This is a genomic window from Bacillus sp. FSL M8-0071 (assembly GCF_037975455.1).
Taxonomy (GTDB): Bacteria; Bacillota; Bacilli; order Bacillales; family Bacillaceae; genus Bacillus; species Bacillus subtilis.
In genome coordinates this window covers 3,569,853-3,593,644 of record NZ_CP150256.1, presented here as the reverse complement: position 1 = coordinate 3,593,644, position 23,792 = coordinate 3,569,853, and the positions used below count along the sequence as shown (strand labels likewise).

Genomic DNA, 23,792 nt, shown 5'->3' with positions numbered 1-23,792 from the left:
AAAAGAAAAAAGAGATTGCAAGTATCGTTCATGTACCTGCATCACTCTCTTTAGTTCTTGTCTGCTGACAATTTGAAATATGAATAAAATGCTTTATAAGCGGATTATGATTGTCTTTGCGGTAAGCGATAACCCATTCTGCATTAAGCTGTATTTGGTCCATTTTTCGATAAGTAACATCCAAATTAAATAATTTTTTGGCTGAGGAAGGAACAAATGTCATACCAATTCCGGCACTGACTAAACCAATCACCATTTGATATTCTGTGGCTTCCTGGACAATGTTGGGTCTGAAGCCCGCTTGTTCACAGAACTGAATAAAATCCATGTATAGAGTAGGCCATGCTTCTTTAGCAACAGTAATAATTGGTTCATCTCTTAAATCCTCAATCGTAATTGATTCCTTAGAAGTCAATGGGTGTTGCTTAGGCAAAGCTAAAACACAAGGGCTGCTTTGGGCGGTTTCGATATGTAAAGCTGTATGCTGTAAGGGAGGATGAAGTATACCAATATCAATGTTGCCCTTTAGTAGCTCCTCCTGCTGCCTAGACGAGGATATTTCACGTAGTTCTATTTTCACAGATGGGAATTTTTTACGATATTCCCGGACAATCGGCGGCAGAAATTCATATGTAGCTGATCCGACAAAACCGATTACGAGAAGGCCTTGCTCGCCGCGGGCCGTCCGCTGTGCCAGTTCAATTCCTTGTCCGATTTGCATCAATGCCATGCGGCAATGATTTAAAAAGATTTCTCCTGCTGCGGTAAGCTCGACAAATCGTTTTGTCCTTTTCAGAAGCGTAACTCCGACTTCTTCCTCCAGCTGTTTGATCTGCTGGCTGAGAGGAGGCTGCGTCATGTTCAGCCGCCGGGCAGCCTTTCCGAAATGAAGCTCTTCGGCTACTGCGATAAAGTATTGAAGATGGCGAAGCTCCATTCAATATGCATTCCTTTCCATAGGTTAATAATTCGTATTACATATTAATCATAAGGCGAATCGATATTGGAGGTCAATTTCCAAAGAGTGTATAGTGAAACTTATCACAAGATATTTAAAATTTTACGTTTAAAATGCATAATAAGGAGTGAGGGTGTTGACAAAAGCAACAAAAGAACAAAAATCCCTTGTAAAAAACAGAGGGGCGGAGCTTGTTGTTGATTGCTTAGTGGAGCAAGGTGTCACACATGTATTTGGCATTCCAGGTGCAAAAATTGATGCGGTATTTGACGCTTTACAAGATAAAGGACCTGAAATTATCGTTGCCCGGCACGAACAAAACGCAGCATTCATGGCCCAAGCAGTCGGCCGTTTAACTGGAAAACCGGGAGTCGTGTTAGTCACATCAGGACCGGGTGCCTCTAACTTGGCAACAGGCCTGCTGACAGCGAACACTGAAGGAGACCCTGTCGTTGCGCTTGCTGGAAACGTGATCCGTGCAGATCGTTTAAAACGGACACATCAATCTTTGGATAATGCGGCGCTATTCCAGCCGATTACAAAATACAGTGTAGAAGTTCAAGATGTAAAAAATATACCGGAAGCTGTTACAAATGCATTTAGGATAGCGTCAGCAGGGCAGGCTGGGGCCGCTTTTGTGAGCTTTCCGCAAGATGTTGTGAATGAAGTCACAAATACGAAAAACGTGCGTGCTGTTGCAGCGCCAAAACTCGGTCCTGCAGCAGATGATGCAATCAGTGCGGCCATAGCAAAAATCCAAACAGCAAAACTTCCTGTCGTTTTGGTCGGCATGAAAGGCGGAAGACCGGAAGCAATTAAAGCGGTTCGCAAGCTTTTGAAAAAGGTTCAGCTTCCATTTGTTGAAACATATCAAGCTGCCGGTACCCTTTCTAGAGATTTAGAGGATCAGTATTTTGGCCGTATCGGTTTGTTCCGCAACCAGCCTGGCGATTTACTGCTAGAGCAGGCAGATGTTGTTCTGACGATCGGCTATGACCCGATTGAATATGATCCGAAATTCTGGAATGTCAATGGAGACCGGACAATTATCCATTTAGACGAGATTATCGCTGACATTGATCATGCTTACCAGCCTGATCTTGAATTGATCGGTGACATTCCGTCCACGATCAATCATATCGAACACGATGCTGTGAAAGTAGAATTTGCAGAGCGTGAGCAGAAAATCCTTTCTGATTTAAAACAATATATGCATGAAGGTGAGCAGGTGCCTGCAGATTGGAAATCAGACAGAGCGCACCCTCTTGAAATCGTTAAAGAGTTGCGTAATGCAGTCGATGATCATGTTACAGTAACTTGCGATATCGGTTCGCACGCCATTTGGATGTCACGTTATTTCCGCAGCTACGAGCCGTTAACATTAATGATCAGTAACGGTATGCAAACACTCGGCGTTGCGCTTCCTTGGGCAATCGGCGCTTCATTGGTGAAACCGGGAGAAAAAGTGGTTTCTGTCTCTGGTGACGGCGGTTTCTTATTCTCAGCAATGGAATTAGAGACAGCGGTACGACTAAAAGCACCAATTGTACACATTGTATGGAACGACAGCACATATGACATGGTTGCATTCCAGCAATTGAAAAAATATAACCGTACATCTGCGGTCGATTTCGGAAATATCGATATCGTGAAATATGCGGAAAGCTTCGGAGCAACTGGCTTGCGCGTAGAATCACCAGACCAGCTGGCAGATGTTCTGCGTCAAGGCATGAACGCTGAAGGTCCTGTCATCATCGATGTCCCGGTTGACTACAGTGATAACATTAATTTAGCAAGTGACAAGCTTCCGAAAGAATTCGGGGAACTCATGAAAACGAAAGCTCTCTAGCACTCTGCGCATCACGACACTGTTTTATGAACAGCACTAAATAAAAGGAGTGAAGGGAAATATGAAACGAGAAAGCAACATTCAAGTGCTCAGCCGTGGTCAAAAAGATCAGCCTGTGAGCCAGATTTATCAAGTATCAACAATGACTTCTCTATTAGACGGAGTATATGACGGAGATTTTGAACTGTCAGAGATTCCGAAATATGGAGACTTCGGTATCGGAACCTTTAACAAGCTTGACGGAGAGCTGATTGGGTTTGACGGCGAATTTTACCGTCTTCGCTCAGACGGAACCGCGACACCGGTCCAAAAAGGAGACCGTTCACCGTTCTGTTCATTTACGTTCTTTACACCGGACATGACGCACAAAATTGATGCGAAAATGACACGCGAAGACTTTGAAAAAGAGATCAACAGCATGCTGCCAAGCAGAAACTTATTTTATGCAATTCGTATTGACGGATTGTTTAAAAAGGTGCAGACAAGAACGGTAGAACTTCAAGAAAAACCTTACGTGCCAATGGTTGAAGCGGTCAAAACACAGCCGATTTTCAACTTCGACAACGTGAGAGGAACAATCGTAGGTTTCTTGACACCAGCTTATGCAAACGGAATCGCCGTTTCTGGCTATCACCTGCACTTCATTGACGAAGGACGCAATTCAGGCGGACACGTTTTTGACTATGTGCTTGAGGATTGCACGGTTACGATTTCTCAAAAAATGAACATGAATCTCAGACTTCCGAACACAGCGGATTTCTTTAATGCGAATCTGGATAACCCTGATTTTGCGAGAGATATCGAAACAACTGAGGGAAGCCCTGAATAAAAGAAAAAAAGAAAGCCCCTTTTAGCAGGGCTTTCTTTTTATTTGGCTCTTTTCCTGATTTTAGATAAAATAACATCAAAACAGTAAAGGTGTGGTCTGATGAAAATATTGGTTTTGGCAGTTCATCCTCATATGGAGACCTCAGTTGTTAATAAGGCGTGGGCTGAGGAATTGAGTAAACATGACAATATCACAGTACGGGATCTTTATAAGGAATACCCGGATGAAGCGATAGATGTTGCGAAGGAACAGCAGCTGTGCGAGGAATACGATCGGATTGTCTTTCAATTCCCGCTATATTGGTACAGCTCTCCGCCGCTCTTGAAAAAATGGCAGGATCTTGTGCTGACTTATGGCTGGGCTTTTGGTTCAGAAGGAAATGCCTTGCATGGCAAGGAGCTGATGCTGGCTGTATCAACAGGGAGCGAAGCGGAAAAATATCAAGCGGGCGGAGCAAATCATTACTCGATCAGTGAGCTATTGAAACCATTTCAGGCCACGAGTAATCTGATCGGCATGAAGTATCTGCCTCCATATGTGTTCTATGGCGTGAATTATGCAGCTGCAGAGGATATTTCTCACAGTGCAAAACGGTTAGCCGAATACATCCAGCAGCCTTTTGTTTAAAATACAGCCCTGTCCAACATACGGCAGGGCTGTATTTGTTTAAAAATCCGGCAGCTCAGACAGGTTATTTTCCTTGATGCCGTCCGGTTCACTTCGCAAAATGTCACGCCCGTATTTATGGAAGACATCAACATGAGCGAGTTTTCCTGATTTTGCTTCTGACAGCGCAGTAGGGTAGTCGAGCTCTCTTCCTGTATTGGTTTTCACTGCGATAATATTGTCTTCCTCATTTCTTCTAACCGCAATAATTTCTTCTTTTCCAGATGGAACATTTTCTTGATCGACAGTTGTTTGCCGGGCTTTATACGATTCATATGCTGCTTCAAATTGATCCATATTTACACCTCCGCTTTTTAGCGTGAACAAAAATGTCGATGATCATGTAAGGTTTCGACACAGCATACGACAATATTTCCTGAGAAATATCTTGGGAATGTGACAAATCAATTCATAATAAAAGGGATTCCGCATAAATGCGGAATCCCTCTCAGTTATTTTGTCATGTGTAAATCCTTTGTTTTCATATAACCTGTCGCACCGCCGTAATCAACGAATACCCAATCAAAATCAAAACCGCCTTTATTCGTTTTACTCCAGCCTAAAAAAGAAACGCTTGTGTCTGCTGGAAGAGTCTTAATGCTCTTTCCATCAGCGGAAGTATATACTTTTGTTTTTGTTTTGGTTTTTACCGTTGTCGCTGCTTTTACAATGTAATGAGTGGAGACAAATCCTATTTTTCCGTTTTTATACTGAACCTTTGCCCAGTCAGCATTTGAGAAGGAAATCAGCTTTAAGCTATCTCCTAGGTGCAGCGTATCGGCTTTCTGGCTTGATGCGGAAGGCTTCGTTCTGACATTTAGAGCCTCTGCTGATACCAAATAAGAATCAATCGGATAACTGTATAAATCATCAATGCTTACCGTTGTTTCTGGCTGTTGGGCATGGATCGTTCCAGCGCCGCCAGCAGCCGCCGCAGTCATTCCAGCCGCAAGTGCTAATGTTGAAAATAGTTTTGTTGGTTTGTTCATGCCGTTCCTCTCCTCACGTAAGAGAAATAATTCATTCTATATCTCTATTCACGTTATCGCAGGTTCCTAAACATCAGACAATTATTTTTGTGTTTCTAGTTTGAGAGGCGCGGATATTGTTTTTTGCACTTTTTTTCCGTGCAAAATATCATCTGCTGCTTCTGTAGCCAATTTACCGATTAATTCAGGCTGCTGAGCTACGGTGGCTGACAGCTTTCCGTCTTTAATGGAAGCGAGCGCATCTTTATTGCCGTCAAAACCGATCACCAATATGTCTTTCCCCGAGCTGTTAATTGCCTCGAGAGCACCGAGCGCCATTTCATCGTTGTGAGCAAAAACAGCTTGGATATCAGGATGTCCCTGCAGCAGGTTTTCCATGACAGTCAGGCCTTTCGTGCGGTCAAAGTCAGCTGATTGTTTTGTGACCACTTGGAGCTTTTGGTCAGCGATGTTATGGAATCCTGAGCCGCGTTCCCGTGTGGCAGATGCGCCGGGGACGCCTTCAAGCTCTGCCACCTTTGCTCCTTTTCCAAGTTTGTCGGCAATAAACGTCGCGGCCATTTCACCGCCTTTTACATTATCGGAAGCAACGAGGGTTTCAACTTTTCCTTGTTCGGCAGATCGATCGATTGTTACGACGGGCACACCGACTGCGTTTGCAGATTCTACTGCCGTTGAGATCGCCGAAGAATCAGTCGGGTTGATTAATAATGCATCAACACCTTGCTGAATTAAATCTTCCACGTCACTCGTCTGTTTCGATGAATCATTTTGTGCATCAACAATGATGACTTTCATTCCCCGTTTTTTAGCTTCTTTTTCGATACCCTTTTTTAATGAGACAAAAAAAGGATTATTAAGTGTTGAGACGGACAAGCCAATGGTGAATTCCTTTTTGTTCCCCGAGTTTGACGGCTTTGCCCATTGGGGAGGCTCAAGCGAACAGGCGGTTAACAAAAATAATGATAACGTTAAAATGACGGATACAGCCTTTTTCATGTGAAAACCCTCCTAAGCTGACTTCTTGCGGTCTAATAATACCGCAATCAAGATAACAATCCCTTTGACAACCAGCTGATAAAATGATGAGACGCCAAGCAGATTAAGTCCGTTATTAAGTGTGCCGATGATCAGCACCCCGATTAACGTGCCAACAATGCGTCCTCGGCCGCCAGAAAGACTTGTTCCTCCTAAGACGACTGCCGCGATAGCATCAAGTTCGTACGATTCCCCCGCAGTCGGCTGGGCCGAATGCAGGCGGGAAGTCAATATGGCACCTGCAAGAGCGGATAAAAGCCCGGCTAAAGAATAGATCATCACTTTCACGTGCGTCACTTTGATGCCTGAAATGAGCGCGGCTTTTTCGTTGCCGCCGATAGCGTACGTTCGGCGTCCGAATGGTGTTTTATGAAGAAGCACCCAAAGGATGACAAAGGCAAGAACCATCGTAATCGCCGGTACAGGAATGCCTAAAAAGTAACCGCGTCCGAACATCTGAAAAGCGTAGTTTGTGCCAAGTCCGGTAATCGGATTTCCATCTGTATACACTAGCGTCAGTCCGCGAAACACAGTCATGGTCGCAAGCGTGGCGATAAAGGGCGCCATTTTTCCTTTAGTAATCAATAATCCGTTGATCATGCCTAGTACGGCACCAATGATACAGCCAAGGATGATCGCGAGAACCGGATCGACACCGGACACAATCATCCCCGCAACTAAAGCACTGGACAGGGCAAGAATAGCGCCAACAGAAAGATCAATGCCGCCTGTCAAAATGACAAAGGTCATCCCGAACGCGATTAATCCGTTAATGGCGACCTGGCGAAGCAGGTTTAAAATATTCAGCGGTTCAAGAAAGCTTGGATTTAAAATAGATACAATGATAACGAGAATAAATAAACCAAGAAACGGGCCGAGTTTTTGCATGATTCCGTCGAAGTGAATCCGTTTTTGTTCTGTTTGCAGTTGTTCCATTTTCATATTACCGCCCTCCCGTGGCAAGTGTCATAATTCGTTCTTGTGTTGCTTCTCGCGCATGGATTTCTCCGCTGATTCTGCCTTCATGGACAACGATAATCCGATCGCTCATTCCCAGAATTTCAGGCAGCTCTGATGACACCATGATGATAGCGACGCCGCGTTCGGTCAGCTCATTCATCAGCGTATAAATCTCTCGTTTGGCGCCAACATCCACACCTCTGGTTGGCTCATCCAAGATAAGCACTTTCGGTCCGATGCCGATCCACTTGGCTATCACCACTTTTTGCTGGTTTCCTCCTGATAAATGGCGTGCGTGCGTTTCCAGTGATGCTGTTTTGATAGTGAGTCGTTTGATTAACAGATTGACAAATTCAGCCTCCCGCTTATGATCAATGAGACCCTTTGGTGAGAAGCTGGACAGATTGGGCAGGGCAATATTTTCGCGGATCGAGGTGTCGAGCAGAAGCCCTTCATCCTTGCGATTCTCTGTAATAAAGCCGAGACCTTTTTTCACGGCTTCCTGCGGGTTCTTAATAGCCGTTTTTTTCCCAGCGATCCATATCTCACCCGTGTCCAGCCTGTCAACGCCGAACAGCGCTCTCATCATTTCTGTCCGGCCGGCTCCCATCAATCCTGAAACACCGACGATTTCACCGGAACGAACATAAAAGCTGACGTCCTCAAAACTCCCTTTTACGGAAGCATTTTTCACCTCGAATACTTTGTCACCGAGAGAAGGAGTGCGTTTTGGATATCGTTCAGTCAGCTCCCGTCCGACCATTTTTTTGACGACTTCATCAAAATCAGTTTCTGAGATGTTTGTTGTATCTACCGTTTTTCCGTCACGCATGATGGTAATTCTGTCGCAAATCGCAAAAATTTCTTCCATGCGATGCGAAATATAGACAATGGAGACGCCGTTCTTTTTTAACGCTGTAATGACCTCGAAGAGCTTGCTGATTTCACGTTCAGTCAACGCTGCGGTCGGTTCATCCATAATGATGACCTCGGCATTTGTCATAAGCGCTTTTGCGATTTCGATCATTTGCTGCTGTCCGACGGAACATTCGCCGGCTTCTTGATCAAGAGAAAGAGAGACGGAGAGTTTGTCAAATTGCTCTTTTGCTAGCGCTTTCATTTTTCTTGTTTGTAAGACGCCCAGCTTGGAGGATATCTCTTTACCGATAAATAGATTCTCAAGAACGGTCATTTCCGGCCAGATATTCAATTCCTGATGGATAAAGGCTATTCCATGCTGTTCCGCTTCTTTTGGATTGGAAAAATACGTTTCGTTTCCGTTTATGCTGATTTGACCTTTATCTGCTTTGTGCAGGCCTGTCAAAATGTTCATAAGCGTGGACTTGCCGGCGCCGTTTTCTCCCATTAATGCGTGAACCTCGCCAGGCATGAGCTGAAAGGAAACACCTGACAGCACCTGGTTTTTTCCAAATGCTTTATGAATGTCTTTCATTTCAATCTGCATGTTTCATCCTCCTTTCTAGAAAAGCACACCCGCCTGCAGGATGCAGTTGGCATATGGTGTGAATTCTCCTGTTCTTATGACTGCCTTTGCTTCTTTTGTCAGCAGCTTAAACTCCTTGTGAGAAAGGTATTCAATTTCTTGTTCAGAGAAAAGATTTTCTAGAAATTTCGCATTCTCTTGATTGGATGCTTTTATTTCAGCTGCAGCAATGACTTTTTCGACCGCCATTTCCTCAGCCAGTACTGCCGCTGTATCTTGGAAAGCCGGAAGGCCCGGCTTCAGTGAAAGATCAATTTTCAAAACGCCGTCGGGAACCGGCAGTCCGGCATCCGCGATGACAATTTTATCAGTGTGGCCAAGGTCTGCTAAAATCTTGGCAAGATGGCTGTTCAGTATACCGTGTTTTTTCATGAAAGCAGCTCCTCTACTTCATTTCTTGTCGGCATTCCGCCTTGGGCCCCGAAGGAACAGACAGAAAGGGAAGCGGCACGATTGGCAAACCGCAATGCGGCTTCAATGTCTTTTCCCTCAGCCAGGGCCACGGCAAAGGCTGCGTTAAACGTATCACCGGCTCCGGTTGTATCAACGGGCTCTACAGGGAAGGACGGGATGAGCACTTCTTTGCTGCCAGCCGAATAGCGGACGCCTTGTTTTCCTTCCGTAATAAAGAGCTTTGCCGGATAAAGCGCCAAAGCTTCAGAAATGGTAAGCTCAGGGAATAAAATCGAAGCCTCGTGTTCATTCGGCGTCAGATAGGTGGCGTGATCAATTGTTTCCTGCTTGAGCGGGCGGGCCGGTGCTGGGTTTAGCATGATCGGGATATCGTGAGAATGGCAGTATTTGCACACCTCATCAACCGTTTCTTCTGGGATTTCCTGCTGAATCAGCACCATATCGACCTTTTCAATCTGTTCGAGCGCGTTTAACGCATACGCTGGGGTGATGTCATCGTTCGCGCCTTTGACAACGACAATGCTGTTGTCGCCTTCAGCAAGCACAATATGAGCGGTTCCGCTTTCCGTATGTGTAACCGGTTCCATATAGTCAGTGCAAACGCCGTTAGCTTTGAGATTATTCAAAATAGCTGTTCCATAATGATCGTCTCCGACCTTGCCGACCATAAACACTTGCGCCCCAAGTCTGGCTGCGGCAACGGCCTGATTTGCTCCTTTGCCGCCCGGCACAGTCTGAAATGACGTGCCAAGAACCGTTTCACCGGCTTTTGGGCGTTTGTCCGAGGTGACCACTAAATCCATAGAACAGCTACCAATCACACAAATATTACGCATCTTAATCTTCCTTTCTTGTCGTCTTTCTTCCTATATAGGTGACAGGCATTTGAATTGCCGTTTCTGCCAGCGGCTGTTTTTTGATGATACCCAAAAGCAGTTTGGCAGCTTCTTTCCCCATATCATATGCGGGCTGTTTAATTGTAGAAAGTGGCGGGAACAGAAGTCCGCTTTGCGGAATGTCATCATAGCCGATAATTTGAATGTCCTCCGGCACGTTTTTTCCGCGCCGCAATGCTTCATGTAAAACGGCAGCGGCTTGAATATCATTACTCGCGATCACACCATCTGTCGCTGGATAAGCGGCAAACAGCTCCTTCGCCATCGATTGTGCATCTTTAATTGAAAATGAAGCTGTCTCAATGACCTGAAAATCAACTTCAGCCTGCTTTAAGATTTCCAAAGCGCCGTAAAATCGGTCTTGAGCGGTCGGCAGGTGAGCGGGTCCTCTCAAGAGCGTAATGCGCTGGCTTTTTCCGTGAATGATAGCCTGGGCGGCTAACTTTCCTCCTGTATAGCCGTCACTGGACACAGAAGGAGCCCCTTCAAGTGTTCTGTCCAGAAAAACAACTGGATAATTCATGCCGCTGTATTCCTCGAGATCCGGGTAATTCGTTGCGGCAATAATGCCTGCGACATGATTTTGCTTAAAGGTTTGAAGGTATTCAAGTTCTTTTTTCAATTCCTCGTCACTGTTGCCGAAAATAAGGCGATAGCCTTCCCGGTTCAATTCATCCTCCGCACCGCGGGCAAGCTGGGGGAAGAAAGGGTTTGTGATATCCGGGAGCAAAAGTCCGATCAGTCGGGATTCTCTTTTATATAGAGATCTGGCGACTTCATTCGGGTAATAGTTCAGCTTCGCCATCGCCGCTATGACACGCGTTCGCGTTTCTTCGTGTACATAGCCATTATCATTCAGGACGCGGGAAACCGTCGCAACTGAAACGCCCGCCGCTCCGGCGACATCTTTAATTGTAGCCAAAACAGCTCCTCCTTGTTTATGTAACCGTTTACATAGATAGATTATCATGAACAATCCGAAGTTAGCAATAAAAATATCAAAAGAAATCTAATTGTAAATTGTATATATAATTGAAAAATTTAAGGTTTTCACTCTTTTTTTGACAAAGTCTTCACAAATATGGATGAAGATTTCTTGAACAAATATTAAGTTTTATTAAAATTGTTTCAAAGTCATGCGTTTAGACCTGTAAATGGTGAGAAACAGAAAAGACTATCATCCCAGAAAATGTTTAATTATGTTAGAGAATTCGGACTCGTATGTTTAGTGTTTTCATCTCGAACCTCCTTAGTCATTTTGGAATGGGCCTCATATTGCTTATTCCATGCAGAAAGGATGACATTATGACCTTGTCCTTAAGAAACAGGATAAAACTATTTTGTGTTCATAAGAACCGGAAACACGCATGATCGCAGGAGATGCTTGATAACACAGGCTGAAAAAAAGATTGATTTGAAATGCATATTAAACACAAACAGCAAGGTGTGACTATACGTCCAGAAGGATATCAGGGGAGAAATGAAAGCGCATTCTCTTCGATTTTTTAAAAAAGTGATAAGGTATAAGTCCTGCTGTTTTCCAAAAATAGAAAACAGTTTGTAGGTATAAAATCTCTTTCAAAAGAGAAGTTTGGCTTAGTCGATTAGGGAAGATTATGTTACATAATGCCGATTGAGAATTCATAGTGATTCTATATACTGATGAATGAATTTACAACAATATAGAAGGAGATGTCGAAAAGCAATGTGGTTACTCATTATAGCCTGTGCTGTCATACTGGTCATCGGAATATTAGAAAAACGACGACATCAGAAAAACATTGATGCCCTCCCTGTTCGGGTGAATATTAACGGCATCCGCGGAAAATCGACTGTGACAAGGCTGACAACCGGAATATTAATAGAAGCCGGTTACAAGACTGTTGGAAAAACAACAGGAACAGATGCAAGAATGATTTACTGGGACACACCGGAGGAAAAGCCGATTAAACGGAAACCTCAGGGGCCGAATATCGGAGAGCAAAAAGAAGTCATGAGAGAAACAGTAGAAAGAGGGGCTAACGCGATTGTCAGTGAATGCATGGCTGTTAACCCAGATTATCAAATCATCTTTCAGGAAGAACTTCTGCAGGCCAATATCGGCGTCATTGTGAATGTTTTGGAAGACCATATGGATGTCATGGGGCCGACGCTTGATGAAATTGCAGAAGCGTTTACCGCTACAATTCCTTATAATGGCCATCTTGTCATTACAGATAGTGAATATACCGAGTTCTTTAAACAAAAAGCAAAAGAACGAAACACAAAAGTCATCATTGCTGATAACTCAAAAATTACAGATGAGTATTTACGTAAATTTGAATACATGGTATTCCCTGATAACGCTTCTCTGGCGCTGGGTGTGGCTCAAGCACTCGGCATTGACGAAGAAACAGCATTTAAGGGAATGCTGAATGCGCCGCCAGATCCGGGAGCAATGAGAATTCTTCCGCTGATCAGTCCGAGCGAGCCTGGGCACTTTGTTAATGGGTTTGCCGCAAACGACGCTTCTTCTACTTTGAATATATGGAAACGTGTAAAAGAAATCGGTTACCCGACCGATGATCCGATCATCATCATGAACTGCCGCGCAGACCGTGTCGATCGGACACAGCAATTCGCAAATGACGTATTGCCTTATATTGAAGCAAGTGAACTGATCTTAATCGGTGAAACAACAGAACCGATCGTAAAAGCCTACGAAGAAGGCAAAATTCCTGCAGACAAACTGCATGATCTAGAGTATAAGTCAACAGATGAAATTATGGAATTGTTAAAGAAAAGAATGCACAACCGTGTCATATATGGCGTCGGCAATATTCATGGTGCCGCAGAGCCTTTAATTGAAAAAATCCACGAATACAAGGTTAAGCAGCTCGTAAGCTAGGGGGAAATGCAAACATGTTCGGATCAGATTTATACATCGCACTAATTTTAGGTGTACTACTCAGTTTAATTTTTGCGGAAAAAACAGGGATCGTGCCGGCAGGACTTGTTGTACCGGGATATTTAGGACTTGTGTTTAATCAGCCGGTCTTTATTTTACTTGTTTTGCTAGTGAGCTTGCTCACTTATGTTATTGTGAAATACGGTTTATCCAAATTTATGATTTTGTACGGACGCAGAAAATTCGCTGCCATGCTGATAACAGGGATCGTCCTAAAAATCGCGTTTGATTTTCTATACCCGATTGTACCATTTGAAATCGCAGAATTTCGAGGAATCGGCATCATCGTGCCAGGTTTAATTGCCAATACCATTCAGAAACAAGGTTTAACCATTACGTTCGGAAGCACGCTGCTATTGAGCGGAGCGACCTTTGCTATCATGTTTGTTTACTACTTAATTTAATGTAAGGTGTGTCAAACGATGAAAAAAGAACTGAGCTTTCATGAAAAGCTGCTAAAGCTGACAAAACAGCAAAAAAAGAAAACCAATAAGCACGTATTTATTGCCATTCCGATCGTTTTTGTCCTTATGTTCGCTTTCATGTGGGCGGGAAAAGCGGAAACGCCGAAGGTCAAAACGTATTCTGACGACGTACTCTCAGCCTCATTTGTAGGCGATATTATGATGGGACGCTATGTTGAAAAAGTAACGGAGCAAAAAGGGGCAGACAGTATTTTTCAATATGTTGAACCGATCTTTAGAGCCTCTGATTATGTAGCAGGAAACTTTGAAAACCCGGTAACCTATCAAAAGAATTATAAACAAGCAGATAAAGAGATTCATCTGCAGACGAATAAGGAATCAGTGAAAGTCTTGAAGGACATGAATTTCACGGTTCTCAACAGCGCAAACAACCACGCAATGGATTACGGCGTTCAGGGCATGAAAGATACGCTTGGAGAATTTGCGAAGCAAAACCTTGATATCGTTGGAGCGGGATACAGCTTAAGTGATGCGAAAAAGAAAATTTCGTACCAGAAAGTCAACGGGGTAACGATTGCGACGCTTGGCTTTACCGATGTGTCCGGGAAAGGTTTCGCGGCTAAAAAGAATACGCCGGGCGTGCTGCCCGCAGATCCTGAAATCTTCATCCCTATGATTTCAGAAGCGAAAAAACATGCGGACATCGTTGTTGTGCAGTCACACTGGGGCCAAGAGTATGACAATGATCCAAACGACCGCCAGCGCCAGCTTGCAAGAGCCATGTCTGATGCGGGAGCTGACATCATCGTCGGCCATCACCCGCACGTCTTAGAACCGATTGAAGTATATAACGGAACCGTCATTTTCTACAGCCTCGGCAACTTTGTCTTTGACCAGGGCTGGACGAGAACAAGAGACAGTGCACTGGTTCAGTATCACCTGAAGAAAAATGGAACAGGACGCTTTGAAGTGACACCGATCGATATCCATGAAGCGACACCTGCACCTGTGAAAAAAGACAGCCTTAAACAGAAAACCATTATTCGCGAACTGACGAAAGACTCTAATTTCGCTTGGAAAGTAGAAGACGGAAAACTGACGTTTGATATTGATCATAGTGACAAACTAAAATCTAAATAATCGGAGTGATAAAGATGAAATTTGTCAAAGCCATCTGGCCGTTTGTTGCCGTAGCCATCGTGTTCATGTTTATGTCAGCTTTTAAATTCAATGATCAGCTGACAGATCAGGAAAAACAGAAGATTGATATGGAAATGAATAAAATCCAGCAGCAGGAAGAACCGGTAAACGCCAATAAATAATTCAAAAAAGAGAGTGTCTGATGAGACACTCTCTTTTTATTTGCCCAGCATATTCATTCTGTAAAAATATTAAAAAGTCTCTTAACATATTCAAAAAAATACCGATGTTAAAACTGCAAAAAGAGGAGGAGATAATAAAAGTGAACACACTGGCAAACTGGAAGAAGTTTTTGCTTGTGGCGGTTATCATTTGTTTTTTGGTTCCAATTATGACAAAAGCGGAGATTGCGGAAGCTGATACATCATCAGAATTGATTGTCAGCGAAGCAAAAAAACTGCTTGGATATCAGTATAAATATGGCGGGGAAACGCCGAAAGAGGGTTTCGATCCATCAGGATTGATACAATATGTGTTCAGTAAGGCTGATATTCATCTGCCGAGATCTGTAAACGACCAGTATAAAATCGGAACAGCTGTAAAGCCTGAAAACCTGAAGCCGGGTGATATTTTGTTTTTCAAGAAAGAGGGAAGCAACGGCACTGTTCCGACACATGACGCCCTTTATATCGGAGACGGCCAAATGGTTCACAGTACACAGTCAAAAGGGGTTATCATCACCAATTACAAAAAAAGCAGCTATTGGAGCGGAACTTATATCGGGGCGAGAAGAATCGCTGCCGATCCGGCAACGGCTGATGTTCCTGTCGTTCAGGAGGCCGAAAAATATATCGGTGTCCCATATGTGTTTGGCGGAAGCACGCCGTCAGAGGGCTTTGATTGCTCGGGGCTTGTGCAATATGTGTTTCAACAGGCACTCGGCATTTATCTGCCGCGATCAGCAGAACAGCAGTGGGCAGTGGGCGAGAAGGTAGCCCCTCAGAACATAAAGCCTGGTGATGTCGTCTATTTCAGCAATACGTATAAAACGGGAATTTCACATGCAGGCATTTATGCGGGCGCAGGCAGGTTCATCCAGGCGAGCCGGTCAGAAAAAGTAACCATTTCCTATTTGTCAGAGGATTACTGGAAATCGAAGATGACGGGTATTCGCCGATTTGACAACCTGACAATCCCGAAAGAAAATCCGATTGTTTCCGAAGCGACGCTTTATGTCGGAGAAGTGCCTTACAAACAGGGCGGAGTAACACCTGAGACAGGATTTGATACAGCTGGATTTGTCCAATATGTCTACCAGAAAGCAGCCGGTATTTCCCTGCCTCGATACGCAACAAGCCAGTACAATGCCGGAACTAAGATTGAGAAGGCGGACCTGAAGCCGGGAGACATTGTGTTCTTTCAATCAACAAGCTTAAATCCCTCCATCTATATCGGAAACGGACAAGTTGTTCACGTTACATTATCAAACGGCGTGACCATCACCAATATGAACACGAGCACATATTGGAAGGATAAATACGCAGGAAGTATACGGGTGCAATAAAAGAAAAAGACTCCAATCTCTGGAGTCTTTTCTTTATGCATATTGGCCTGAAAGAAGCTGGTCTATAAAGAAGGCCACACCATTTTCGTCATTGCTTTTTGTGACAAAGGTGCTTTTTTCTTTTAATTCATCAATCGCATTTTCCATGGCGATACGGTGTCCGGCGACTTCAAACATGGACAAATCGTTTGGACTATCGCCGATCGCATAGATATCCTGTGTTTCAATTCCGTATATGTCCGCCAGCTTTGTTAACGCGCGTCCTTTTCCTGACGAGGCCGGCAGGATTTCGATAATATGTTTTCCTGAAGAGGTTTGCGCCAGTTTTTTATGATGCTTCAGTTCTTCCTTCGCTTGTTTCAGCTTGTCCATATCAAAGGAGAAGCAAAGAAGCTTATAAATGTTTTCACCGCCGTCAAAAACCGATTCGATATGAGGGATTGGTTTAATGCCAAACTGTTTGAATTGAGTCATGGCTCCTTGCCACAAGTCATCCGTCTGCTCGTTTGGGTTTGCGCTCTTTAGAATGTCAAGCTCCGCGTGCAGCTTAGCTTCGCCGTCAAAAGGAGAAAGCAGATGGTCATCTGTATATACCTCAAAGTAAATGTTTTTTGAAAGTAAGTAATCAGCAATCGCTTTACCGGCTTCCTGATCCATTAATGTCCGGCTGATCAAACGGTAACCCGTGTCGTGGATCGTGCCGCCATTAGCTGCAATGATAGGGATGTCCAAGTCATCCAGCAGCGCTTTTACATCAAATGTCGCTCTTCCCGTGCAAATGGTGACGAGGATGCCGGCATCAACGGCCCGCTTGATCGCCTCTCTGTTTTCCGCAGAAATGACGCTTTCTTTATTGAGTAATGTTCCGTCTAGATCAATCGCAATACATTTCATATGTAGGGGAACCTCCTTAAAAATGAAGCTGCTTCGTGTAGTATGTTCAGCTTGCCTGTGAAACATAATCCATATAAATTAAGGCTAAACGTTACTTTGATAATTTTCAACAAGGAAATATGTAAAACGGGATGGCGTAATCGCCATCCCGTTCATTATACACCTAAATCGTTTTGTAGCTCTTCTTTAACTTCCTGCAGCTTTTGCTGATTCAATTTGAAATAATAAACTCCGGCAGGTTCATAATCATAACCCGTCAGCTGAATAGACTCAACTGATTTCAATGAAGTGATGAACGGGAACAGGCCGATGGCATCTTTAAGGGATAAGTTCATTTTTAAATTTTGCCCCATCGTATCCACAATATCATCATAAGCCGGAATTGAGCTTAATGATTTTGATTTATCTATAATGGCGCTCAGCACTTCCATTTGTCTTTGCCCGCGTAAAAGGTCACTGTCGGCTTTACGTGTTCTTACGTAAGCGAGCGCTTCTTCCCCATCAAGCGTATGTGTTCCTTTTTGAAGAACGACTTTACCTTTTGTATCTTTTTTGATTTGCTGAATGACTTTATCGCTTTTTACAGTTACTTTGACGCCATTTAACTCGTTTACGACGTCTTCAAAAGCCGTGAAATTGCTTTCTACGACATAATCGACGGGAATATCCAGCATTTCTTCAACTGTTTTCACAGTCAAGTCAACGCCGCCGTAAGCGTGAGCATGTGTGAATTTATCATACCCGTGGCCTGGGATGTTTACATAGGCGTCACGCGGAATGCTCAGCATTTTAGCTGTTTTTTCTTTTCGATTAAATGTAACCAGCACATTCGCGTCACTTCTTGCCTGATCGACGGTCTCGCCGTTTTTCTCCCTGGCATCAATTCCTAAGAGCAATACAGAAAAAGAATCTTTTCCAGGATCAAATTCTTTGATCCGTTTTACAGATTGTTCTCCGCGTGCAAGGCTGACATGAGCTTCCTTAGAAGCATTGTTCAGCTTTACAAAAGCATAGGCGCCGACAGAGCCTGCCGCAATGACTAAAAAAGCCATTAATCCGGCAACAACTTTCACCCATTTTTTTAGTTTTCTCTTTTTCTTTCTGCGTTGTGATCGTTCTTCCATATATCAATACCTCACGTTTCTTTAATATTTGAAGCGTACCATTCTATTTGCCATGGGGCAACTCTTCGAAAGACATTTTTCGATAAATATTCCTATATTTATAAGTTCTTGTTTTTGAAAATTGATAACGATGATGTGCTGAATCACCTTATATTGGACGCCGCAGCAGGTAAAATGTTTCGGCGACATTGAAAAAAATACAAGTAAATGATTGGAAAACTTATGATCAGCAAAATAAAAAGGTTTAATGGCCGGAAAAAGAGGCTAAAAGATTTCTAAAAAAATCCCACAGACAATGTCATTGCAGCTGATGGAGAAAGGGAGTCATTTTTATGAAAAAGCAGTCAAATATATGGCTTTATTTTTTCGGAGCTCTTGGAGGCGCGTTATATGGCTATGATACCGGAGTGATTTCCGGAGCTATTTTATTTATGAAAAAGGAGTTAGGCTTAAACGCGTTTACAGAAGGTCTTGTTGTCAGCTCCTTGCTGGTTGGGGCGATATTGGGCTCAGGAGCGGCCGGCAAGCTGACTGACCGTTTCGGAAGAAAAAAAGCAATTATGGCAGCCGCGCTGCTGTTTTGTATAGGCGGTCTTGGTGTGGCACTGGCCCCAAATACAGGAGTCATGGTGCTGTTTCGCATCATTTTGGGACTTGCAGTCGGAACATCGACGACAATCGTGCCCCTTTATTTATCTGAACTGGCGCCAAAACATAAACGCGGGGCGCTGTCATCACTGAATCAGCTGATGATCACGGTCGGCATCCTTCTTTCTTACATTGTCAATTACATATTTGCCGATGCCGAAGCGTGGCGCTGGATGCTTGGATTGGCTGCTGTGCCGTCATTGCTCTTGCTTATTGGCATTTTGTTTATGCCGGAGAGCCCGCGCTGGCTGTTCACGAATGGCGAAGAAAGCAAAGCGAAGAAAATTCTTGAAAAATTGCGTGGTACAAAAGATATTGATCAGGAAATACATGATATAAAAGAAGCGGAAAAGCAGGATGAAGGCGGCCTGAAGGAGCTGTTCGATCCATGGGTGCGCCCAGCGCTTATTGCAGGTTTGGGACTCGCTTTTTTGCAGCAATTTATCGGAACGAATACGATCATCTACTATGCGCCAAAGACCTTTACAAACGTCGGATTCGGAAACTCCGCTTCGATTTTAGGCACGGTCGGAATCGGCACAGTCAATGTTGTCATGACATTAGTAGCGATTAAAATCATCGACAAGATTGGAAGAAAGCCGTTACTGCTATTCGGGAATGCGGGCATGGTGATCAGCTTGATCGTTCTCGCTTTAGTAAATCTCTTTTTTGATAACACTCCGGCTGCCTCATGGACGACCGTCATTTGTTTAGGCGTGTTTATCGTTGTCTTTGCGGTCAGCTGGGGACCGGTTGTGTGGGTGATGCTTCCTGAATTGTTCCCGCTTCACGTCAGAGGAATCGGGACCGGTGTTTCGACCTTAATGTTGCACGTTGGGACACTGATTGTTTCATTAACCTATCCAATATTAATGGAAGCGATCGGAATCAGTTATTTATTCCTGATTTATGCCGCGATCGGTATCATGGCGTTCTTATTTGTCCGATTTAAAGTGACAGAGACAAAGGGAAGAAGCCTTGAAGAAATTGAGCAGGATTTACGGGACAAAAACGGACAGGGAGGAGCGGCCGGAAAACAGCAGACTGTCGGAACATAAAAAAGGGTGCGCGATCATGCGCACCCTTTTGATTGCTTACTTTCCCACCGTGCCAAAGTTAATGATTTTAAAAGAAATATCGTACTTAAAATCAATCTCAGAAAATATTTCATCCCAATGCCCTTTTACTTTATTCCAGTAGTCAGGGTGTTGAATCCTTATGTGGTCTGATAAAAAGACCGGATCGGTTTTATACTCGTGCTGCAGTTTATCCATCACCTGCTTTACATCTCGTTCAAGCTTTTTTTCAAAAATGTTTTCCAGCCTGTGCAAATAACTTTTGCTAAAGGAGTTTTCATTCGGGTTTTGGTCTTCTGTCAGGATGCCCTTCGTTTTAACAGAAATATGAAAGACAGGCTTTCCGTTTTCAATGATAGGCTTAATTTTGGTTTTCGACTTTTTGATTTCAAACGTAATCGGATGTCCTTTATCTGTCGTCGGCATGACACCGCCTTGGATCGTCCCCATGACCCATGACAGTGTTTGGGTTTCATCAGCTGAAAGAAACCCAACGAGTTTATTGCTGCCCCTTTTGATAATGCCTGCTCCGTCATACTTGGCTTTTCCCTTTTCGTTTTTCACGGCTTGAATAAGATAACTGTACCCGTTCTGAGAGTAGACAGAAGCTCTTCCGATGCGCAGCGGTATCATAATCTTACCGTTATATCCGCTGTGAGTTGTCAAATCAATCAGTTTTTCGGAGGGCATCGGCTGCTGCTGATTGGGGTTTCCTTTTGTGAAAACATCAGCTGCATTCCCTCTGGCTGCCATCAAATAGCTGCTTCGCCGCAGCTCATCATCCCGGATAAAGTGGTTGAGGACTTGGTCTACATTTTGATTCCTCATCAGTTTTTCTCCCAGAAGGATCACTTTTAAATGATCGCTATAAACAGGAGGGTCCTTGATGGATACATCACTGACTGCTTCCAGAATCGTTTTCCCGTGGGACGTTACATTAACAAATTCGGGTTTTCCGGATGCTTGGCTGTCTTCGCTTTGGGGAAGAAGGTTTTGATACGTCAGTTTGTACTGGTGATCATTTGTCTCATCGATCGCCAGCCCTCTGGCGAAGGATAGTTGCTCGATATCTTTGACATCCCAGCAGCCGCAGAGGGCCAGCAGCATAAAAAACATGGCGGAGAATTTTGATGCTGTTTTCATTGCAGCTGCCCCCTCCCTATTTTTTTCTGTATCCAGCTTAAAAACCAGACGAAGAATGGAATTGTAATCACAATTAAGAAAGCATATCCAAGAAGCGTCCCGTAATAAAACACGTCATTCAAGTCCTTGGGATACATCGTTATGAAAAACGTCGCAGCCAGCATTGCAGTCAGCAGCCATGCATTGTTTTTATTTTTTAGATGAAAGATTTCCGTTAACCCGATATGGGCGCCTTTAAAGGATCCGAGCATACAGGCAAATTGCTGGGCTGTCCAGGTCAGCTGTAAGAACAAATCAAATCGTTCAATAAAAATACCCGGAACCTCTAATGCGTGAATAAGGGAAATGGTCGGCCATGTCACCGTTTTTGCCTCAGCCACAGTCATACAGCCAATCACAATGAGCAAAGTAATGCTGTAGAACAATGTGGAAGTCGCGATGCCCAGAGCAACAGCCTTTTTCACTTGCTTTGGATCTCTCATAAAGGGGACCAGGTAAAAAATGATTTCAAATCCGGAGAAATATAATAATGTTTTTGGGAATAAAGAGAAAAAGCTTTGATAGCCTCCTTCAAATACCGGCCGGATAAAATCAAGCTGGAACAAGCGAAAGCTGAACATCAGAAGCATCATAAAAATAATAAGGGTTATAGGAAAAATATAAGCGTATACTTTTGCAATTGAATAAACGCCTCCGCCTACATGATAGATGGCAACTGCAAGAAATATAAACACCACAACTGCCATTGGCGTATTTTTCAACAAAAAGAATCCGACAACCTCTCCCAAAATCCGAGCTTGAAAGCAAACAATCCCAATGAAATATAGACAGATATATAAATTCAATAGAAAGCCGATGAATTTTCCAGCTACAATGCTGTTGAGCTTAAAAAGAGTTTTTCCGCTGTTTTTTTGAAGAAAAGGCAAAAAAAGCAGAACGATGATAATAAAAATAACGCCCTGGAGCAGTATCATTAGCCATCCGCTCGGACTGCCGGTTTCGGCGGCTGAGCGGGGAAGGGTCAGCACCCCGGCACCAATCAATGTGCTGCTGATCATAATGAGCGTCTGCATAAATGTCAGTTTATGCTCTGATTTCCTCATAGCCATCACCTTTGTCTGATGTTATCTTCGGGATCGTTTCGTGTCGGTCTTCTTTTTAAAAACATCGTGGGAATACGGATGACTGTGTCTTTCAAATCCTGTCCAGGCTGCGCCATGATCGGGATAATGTAATCCTGGCCAAAGCTTTTCAGGCGCATGAGATGGCCGATCACAAACAGATAAACCATTATAACGCCATACATGCCAAGCGCTGTTGCACTTATCATAACCCCGATCCGAATGATCCGCAGCGGAAAGTTATAGGCGTATGAAGGAACGGTAAAGGATGCCAGTGCTGTGACAGAAACGACAATGACCATAAGCGCACTGACAATTTGCGCCTGAACAGCTGCCTGTCCGATGACAACGCCGCCGATAAGGCCAATTGTCTGTCCAATCGGCTTAGGCAGCCTTAATCCGGCTTCTCGAATCAATTCGATCGTAAAGATCATGATAAAGGCCTCTACAAAAGGCGGGAATGGTACGTTAAGCCTGCTGCCTGCAATGGAAATGGCCATTCTAGTCGGCAATAGCCCGGTGTGAAAAGAAACGAGAGAAATATACAGACCGGGCAAATAAATGGTGATCAGGATGCTGGAATAACGAAGAAGGCGTACAAGTGACATTGGGATCCAGCGCTGGCTGTAATCATCGGGCGAATGAATAAATTCGTCAACCGTAGCCGGTACAATCAAAGCAAACGGCGTACCATCCACTAATATGGACACTCGCCCTTCTAATAGAGAACTTTCGACCCGGTCCGGTCGTTCTGTGCTTAATATTGTGGGGAAAATTGAAAATGGTTCATCTTCAATCAGCTGTTCAAGCGTCCCCGATTCCGGCAAATTATCTATATTGACTGATTTCAGCCTTTTAAACACTTCTTTGACGACATAATCTGGGGCGATATCCTGAATATAAGCGACAGCGATTTTCTTTTTGGTCCTTTTTCCGAGTGTCATTTCTTTGATGACGAGATTAGGATCACTCGTCCGTTCACGCAAAAGCGCCGTGTTTGTCCGCAGTTTTTCAATAAATCCTATTTTAGGGCCGCGTTCCACGACTTCGGAGGAGGGTTCATCAAGACTGCGTGTTGCGACTGACTTTGTGTCGAAAGCTAATCCTCCGCGATAGCCATCAGCGAGCAAAATGGCTTGCCCTGAAAAAACGAGCTGCTCTATTTCTTTCATTGTAGAAACAACGCTGTGGTGAAAGCCGAAAAAAAAGGCGGATAAGTCTTCAATCGAGCATTCCTTATGGGCCAACGCCTCTTTTTGTAAAGGAGAAATGACGTATTGCGCCAGCATTTTATTCTCTGTCAGACCGTCAATATACAGTAAACACGCCTTTTGTCTGCTATCTCCGAAAGCAAATGTATAAAACATCATATCGTCGTTTTGTCCCAATGTTTTTTTTCAGTGTGTCTAAATTGTTCTGGAGATCAGAGTCGATTTGCATAGTTTCTCTCCTTCGTAAACAGATTGACGGTTTTTATTAATTTGTATCAAAAAAGGAGAATTATTCTTATCGAGGAAAAGGCTGAAACAAAGCTTCTTTTCGACGTGATATAATAGATAGGAAGCGTTTTCTTTGAAGGGGTAATGAAAAGATGATGCTTTGTACAT

22 protein-coding genes and 1 pseudogene are annotated in these 23,792 nt (G+C 43.8%); 9 read left to right on the top strand and 14 right to left on the bottom strand.

Annotated features, from left to right (window positions below):
* Window positions 1-28: 28 nt before the first annotated feature.
* Complete coding sequence (gene alsR, locus MKX71_RS18525) at window positions 29-937, bottom strand: acetoin biosynthesis transcriptional regulator AlsR (RefSeq protein WP_003227859.1); 909 nt, start codon at window positions 935-937, stop codon at window positions 29-31.
* A gap of 157 nt (window positions 938-1,094) precedes the next feature.
* On the opposite strand from alsR, the gene alsS reads away from it, so the two are divergent.
* The 3 genes from alsS (at window position 1,095) to MKX71_RS18510 (ending at window position 4,263) form a co-directional block, all read left to right on the top strand.
* Window positions 1,095-2,807, top strand: coding sequence for an acetolactate synthase AlsS (alsS, locus tag MKX71_RS18520; protein ID WP_014478171.1), 1,713 nt, complete (start codon window positions 1,095-1,097; stop codon window positions 2,805-2,807).
* A 61-nt stretch (window positions 2,808-2,868) separates the two neighbouring features.
* Window positions 2,869-3,636 (top strand): acetolactate decarboxylase, encoded by a 768-nt coding sequence (gene budA, locus MKX71_RS18515; protein WP_339231469.1) that lies wholly within the window; start codon window positions 2,869-2,871, stop codon window positions 3,634-3,636.
* 99 nt (window positions 3,637-3,735) lie between these two features.
* Complete coding sequence (locus tag MKX71_RS18510; RefSeq protein WP_003242788.1) at window positions 3,736-4,263, top strand: NAD(P)H-dependent oxidoreductase; 528 nt, start codon at window positions 3,736-3,738, stop codon at window positions 4,261-4,263.
* Window positions 4,264-4,302: 39 nt separating this feature from the next.
* Here MKX71_RS18510 and MKX71_RS18505 read toward each other — a convergent pair whose 3' ends face one another.
* From MKX71_RS18505 to MKX71_RS18470, 8 genes are all read right to left on the bottom strand, one after another.
* Window positions 4,303-4,599 carry a DUF3892 domain-containing protein gene (locus MKX71_RS18505; protein WP_003227867.1) on the bottom strand — a complete coding sequence of 99 codons (297 nt, stop codon included), beginning with the start codon at window positions 4,597-4,599 and terminating at the stop codon, window positions 4,303-4,305.
* Between the two features lie 155 nt (window positions 4,600-4,754).
* Window positions 4,755-5,291, bottom strand: coding sequence for an SH3 domain-containing protein (locus MKX71_RS18500; protein WP_021480756.1), 537 nt, complete (start codon window positions 5,289-5,291; stop codon window positions 4,755-4,757).
* An 81-nt stretch (window positions 5,292-5,372) separates the two neighbouring features.
* Window positions 5,373-6,290, bottom strand: a complete 918-nt coding sequence (gene rbsB, locus MKX71_RS18495) for a ribose ABC transporter substrate-binding protein RbsB (RefSeq protein WP_160244549.1) — start codon at window positions 6,288-6,290, stop codon at window positions 5,373-5,375.
* Between the two features lie 12 nt (window positions 6,291-6,302).
* Window positions 6,303-7,271, bottom strand: coding sequence for a ribose ABC transporter permease RbsC (gene rbsC / locus MKX71_RS18490; RefSeq protein ID WP_069322945.1), 969 nt, complete (start codon window positions 7,269-7,271; stop codon window positions 6,303-6,305).
* Window position 7,272: 1 nt separating this feature from the next.
* Window positions 7,273-8,754, bottom strand: a complete 1,482-nt coding sequence (gene rbsA, locus MKX71_RS18485) for a ribose ABC transporter ATP-binding protein RbsA (RefSeq protein ID WP_257434374.1) — start codon at window positions 8,752-8,754, stop codon at window positions 7,273-7,275.
* Between the two features lie 15 nt (window positions 8,755-8,769).
* Window positions 8,770-9,165: a D-ribose pyranase gene (gene rbsD / locus MKX71_RS18480; protein WP_015251073.1), complete on the bottom strand. Its 396-nt coding sequence runs from the start codon at window positions 9,163-9,165 to the stop codon at window positions 8,770-8,772.
* Window positions 9,162-10,043 (bottom strand): ribokinase, encoded by an 882-nt coding sequence (gene rbsK / locus MKX71_RS18475; RefSeq protein WP_015251074.1) that lies wholly within the window; start codon window positions 10,041-10,043, stop codon window positions 9,162-9,164. The genes rbsD and rbsK overlap by 4 nt, the downstream gene beginning before the upstream one ends.
* Window position 10,044: 1 nt before the next feature.
* Window positions 10,045-11,025, bottom strand: a complete 981-nt coding sequence (locus tag MKX71_RS18470; protein ID WP_217011547.1) for a LacI family DNA-binding transcriptional regulator — start codon at window positions 11,023-11,025, stop codon at window positions 10,045-10,047.
* A 783-nt stretch (window positions 11,026-11,808) separates the two neighbouring features.
* Here MKX71_RS18470 and pgsB point away from each other — a divergent pair.
* The 5 genes from pgsB (at window position 11,809) to pgdS (ending at window position 16,179) form a co-directional block, all read left to right on the top strand.
* Window positions 11,809-12,990 carry a poly-gamma-glutamate synthase PgsB gene (pgsB, locus tag MKX71_RS18465; RefSeq protein ID WP_003227883.1) on the top strand — a complete coding sequence of 394 codons (1,182 nt, stop codon included), beginning with the start codon at window positions 11,809-11,811 and terminating at the stop codon, window positions 12,988-12,990.
* A gap of 14 nt (window positions 12,991-13,004) precedes the next feature.
* Window positions 13,005-13,454, top strand: coding sequence for a poly-gamma-glutamate biosynthesis protein PgsC (pgsC, locus tag MKX71_RS18460; RefSeq protein ID WP_003227889.1), 450 nt, complete (start codon window positions 13,005-13,007; stop codon window positions 13,452-13,454).
* A gap of 18 nt (window positions 13,455-13,472) precedes the next feature.
* The gene (gene pgsA, locus MKX71_RS18455; RefSeq protein ID WP_003243306.1) at window positions 13,473-14,615 is read left to right on the top strand and encodes a capsular polyglutamate synthetase PgsA; all 1,143 of its coding nucleotides are present in this window, start codon (window positions 13,473-13,475) and stop codon (window positions 14,613-14,615) included.
* 14 nt (window positions 14,616-14,629) lie between these two features.
* Window positions 14,630-14,797, top strand: coding sequence for an extrachromosomal elements maintenance protein EdmS (edmS, locus tag MKX71_RS18450; protein WP_003227896.1), 168 nt, complete (start codon window positions 14,630-14,632; stop codon window positions 14,795-14,797).
* A 140-nt stretch (window positions 14,798-14,937) separates the two neighbouring features.
* Window positions 14,938-16,179, top strand: a complete 1,242-nt coding sequence (pgdS, locus tag MKX71_RS18445) for a gamma-DL-glutamyl hydrolase (protein ID WP_326131690.1) — start codon at window positions 14,938-14,940, stop codon at window positions 16,177-16,179.
* Between the two features lie 33 nt (window positions 16,180-16,212).
* Here pgdS and ywtE read toward each other — a convergent pair whose 3' ends face one another.
* The gene (ywtE, locus tag MKX71_RS18440) at window positions 16,213-17,073 is read right to left on the bottom strand and encodes a 5-amino-6-(5-phospho-D-ribitylamino)uracil phosphatase YwtE (RefSeq protein ID WP_038429744.1); all 861 of its coding nucleotides are present in this window, start codon (window positions 17,071-17,073) and stop codon (window positions 16,213-16,215) included.
* A gap of 155 nt (window positions 17,074-17,228) precedes the next feature.
* The gene (gene tagT, locus MKX71_RS18435) at window positions 17,229-18,197 is read right to left on the bottom strand and encodes a polyisoprenyl-teichoic acid--peptidoglycan teichoic acid transferase TagT (RefSeq protein WP_014478157.1); all 969 of its coding nucleotides are present in this window, start codon (window positions 18,195-18,197) and stop codon (window positions 17,229-17,231) included.
* A 332-nt stretch (window positions 18,198-18,529) separates the two neighbouring features.
* Here tagT and MKX71_RS18430 point away from each other — a divergent pair, with 332 nt between their 5' ends.
* Window positions 18,530-19,903 carry a sugar porter family MFS transporter gene (locus MKX71_RS18430; protein ID WP_003227903.1) on the top strand — a complete coding sequence of 458 codons (1,374 nt, stop codon included), beginning with the start codon at window positions 18,530-18,532 and terminating at the stop codon, window positions 19,901-19,903.
* A gap of 36 nt (window positions 19,904-19,939) precedes the next feature.
* Here the strand turns inward: MKX71_RS18430 and gerBC are convergent, their stop codons facing one another.
* From gerBC to gerBA, 3 genes and pseudogenes are all read right to left on the bottom strand, one after another.
* Entirely contained in the window at window positions 19,940-21,064 is a 1,125-nt protein-coding gene (gene gerBC / locus MKX71_RS18425) for a spore germination protein GerBC (RefSeq protein ID WP_144482877.1), read from the bottom strand.
* Window positions 21,061-22,167, bottom strand: a complete 1,107-nt coding sequence (gerBB, locus tag MKX71_RS18420) for a spore germination protein GerBB (protein WP_003244581.1) — start codon at window positions 22,165-22,167, stop codon at window positions 21,061-21,063. The genes gerBC and gerBB overlap by 4 nt, the downstream gene beginning before the upstream one ends.
* Window positions 22,168-22,172: 5 nt before the next feature.
* A pseudogene (gerBA, locus tag MKX71_RS18415) lies at window positions 22,173-23,625 on the bottom strand (spore germination protein GerBA).
* Window positions 23,626-23,792 lie beyond the last annotated feature (167 nt).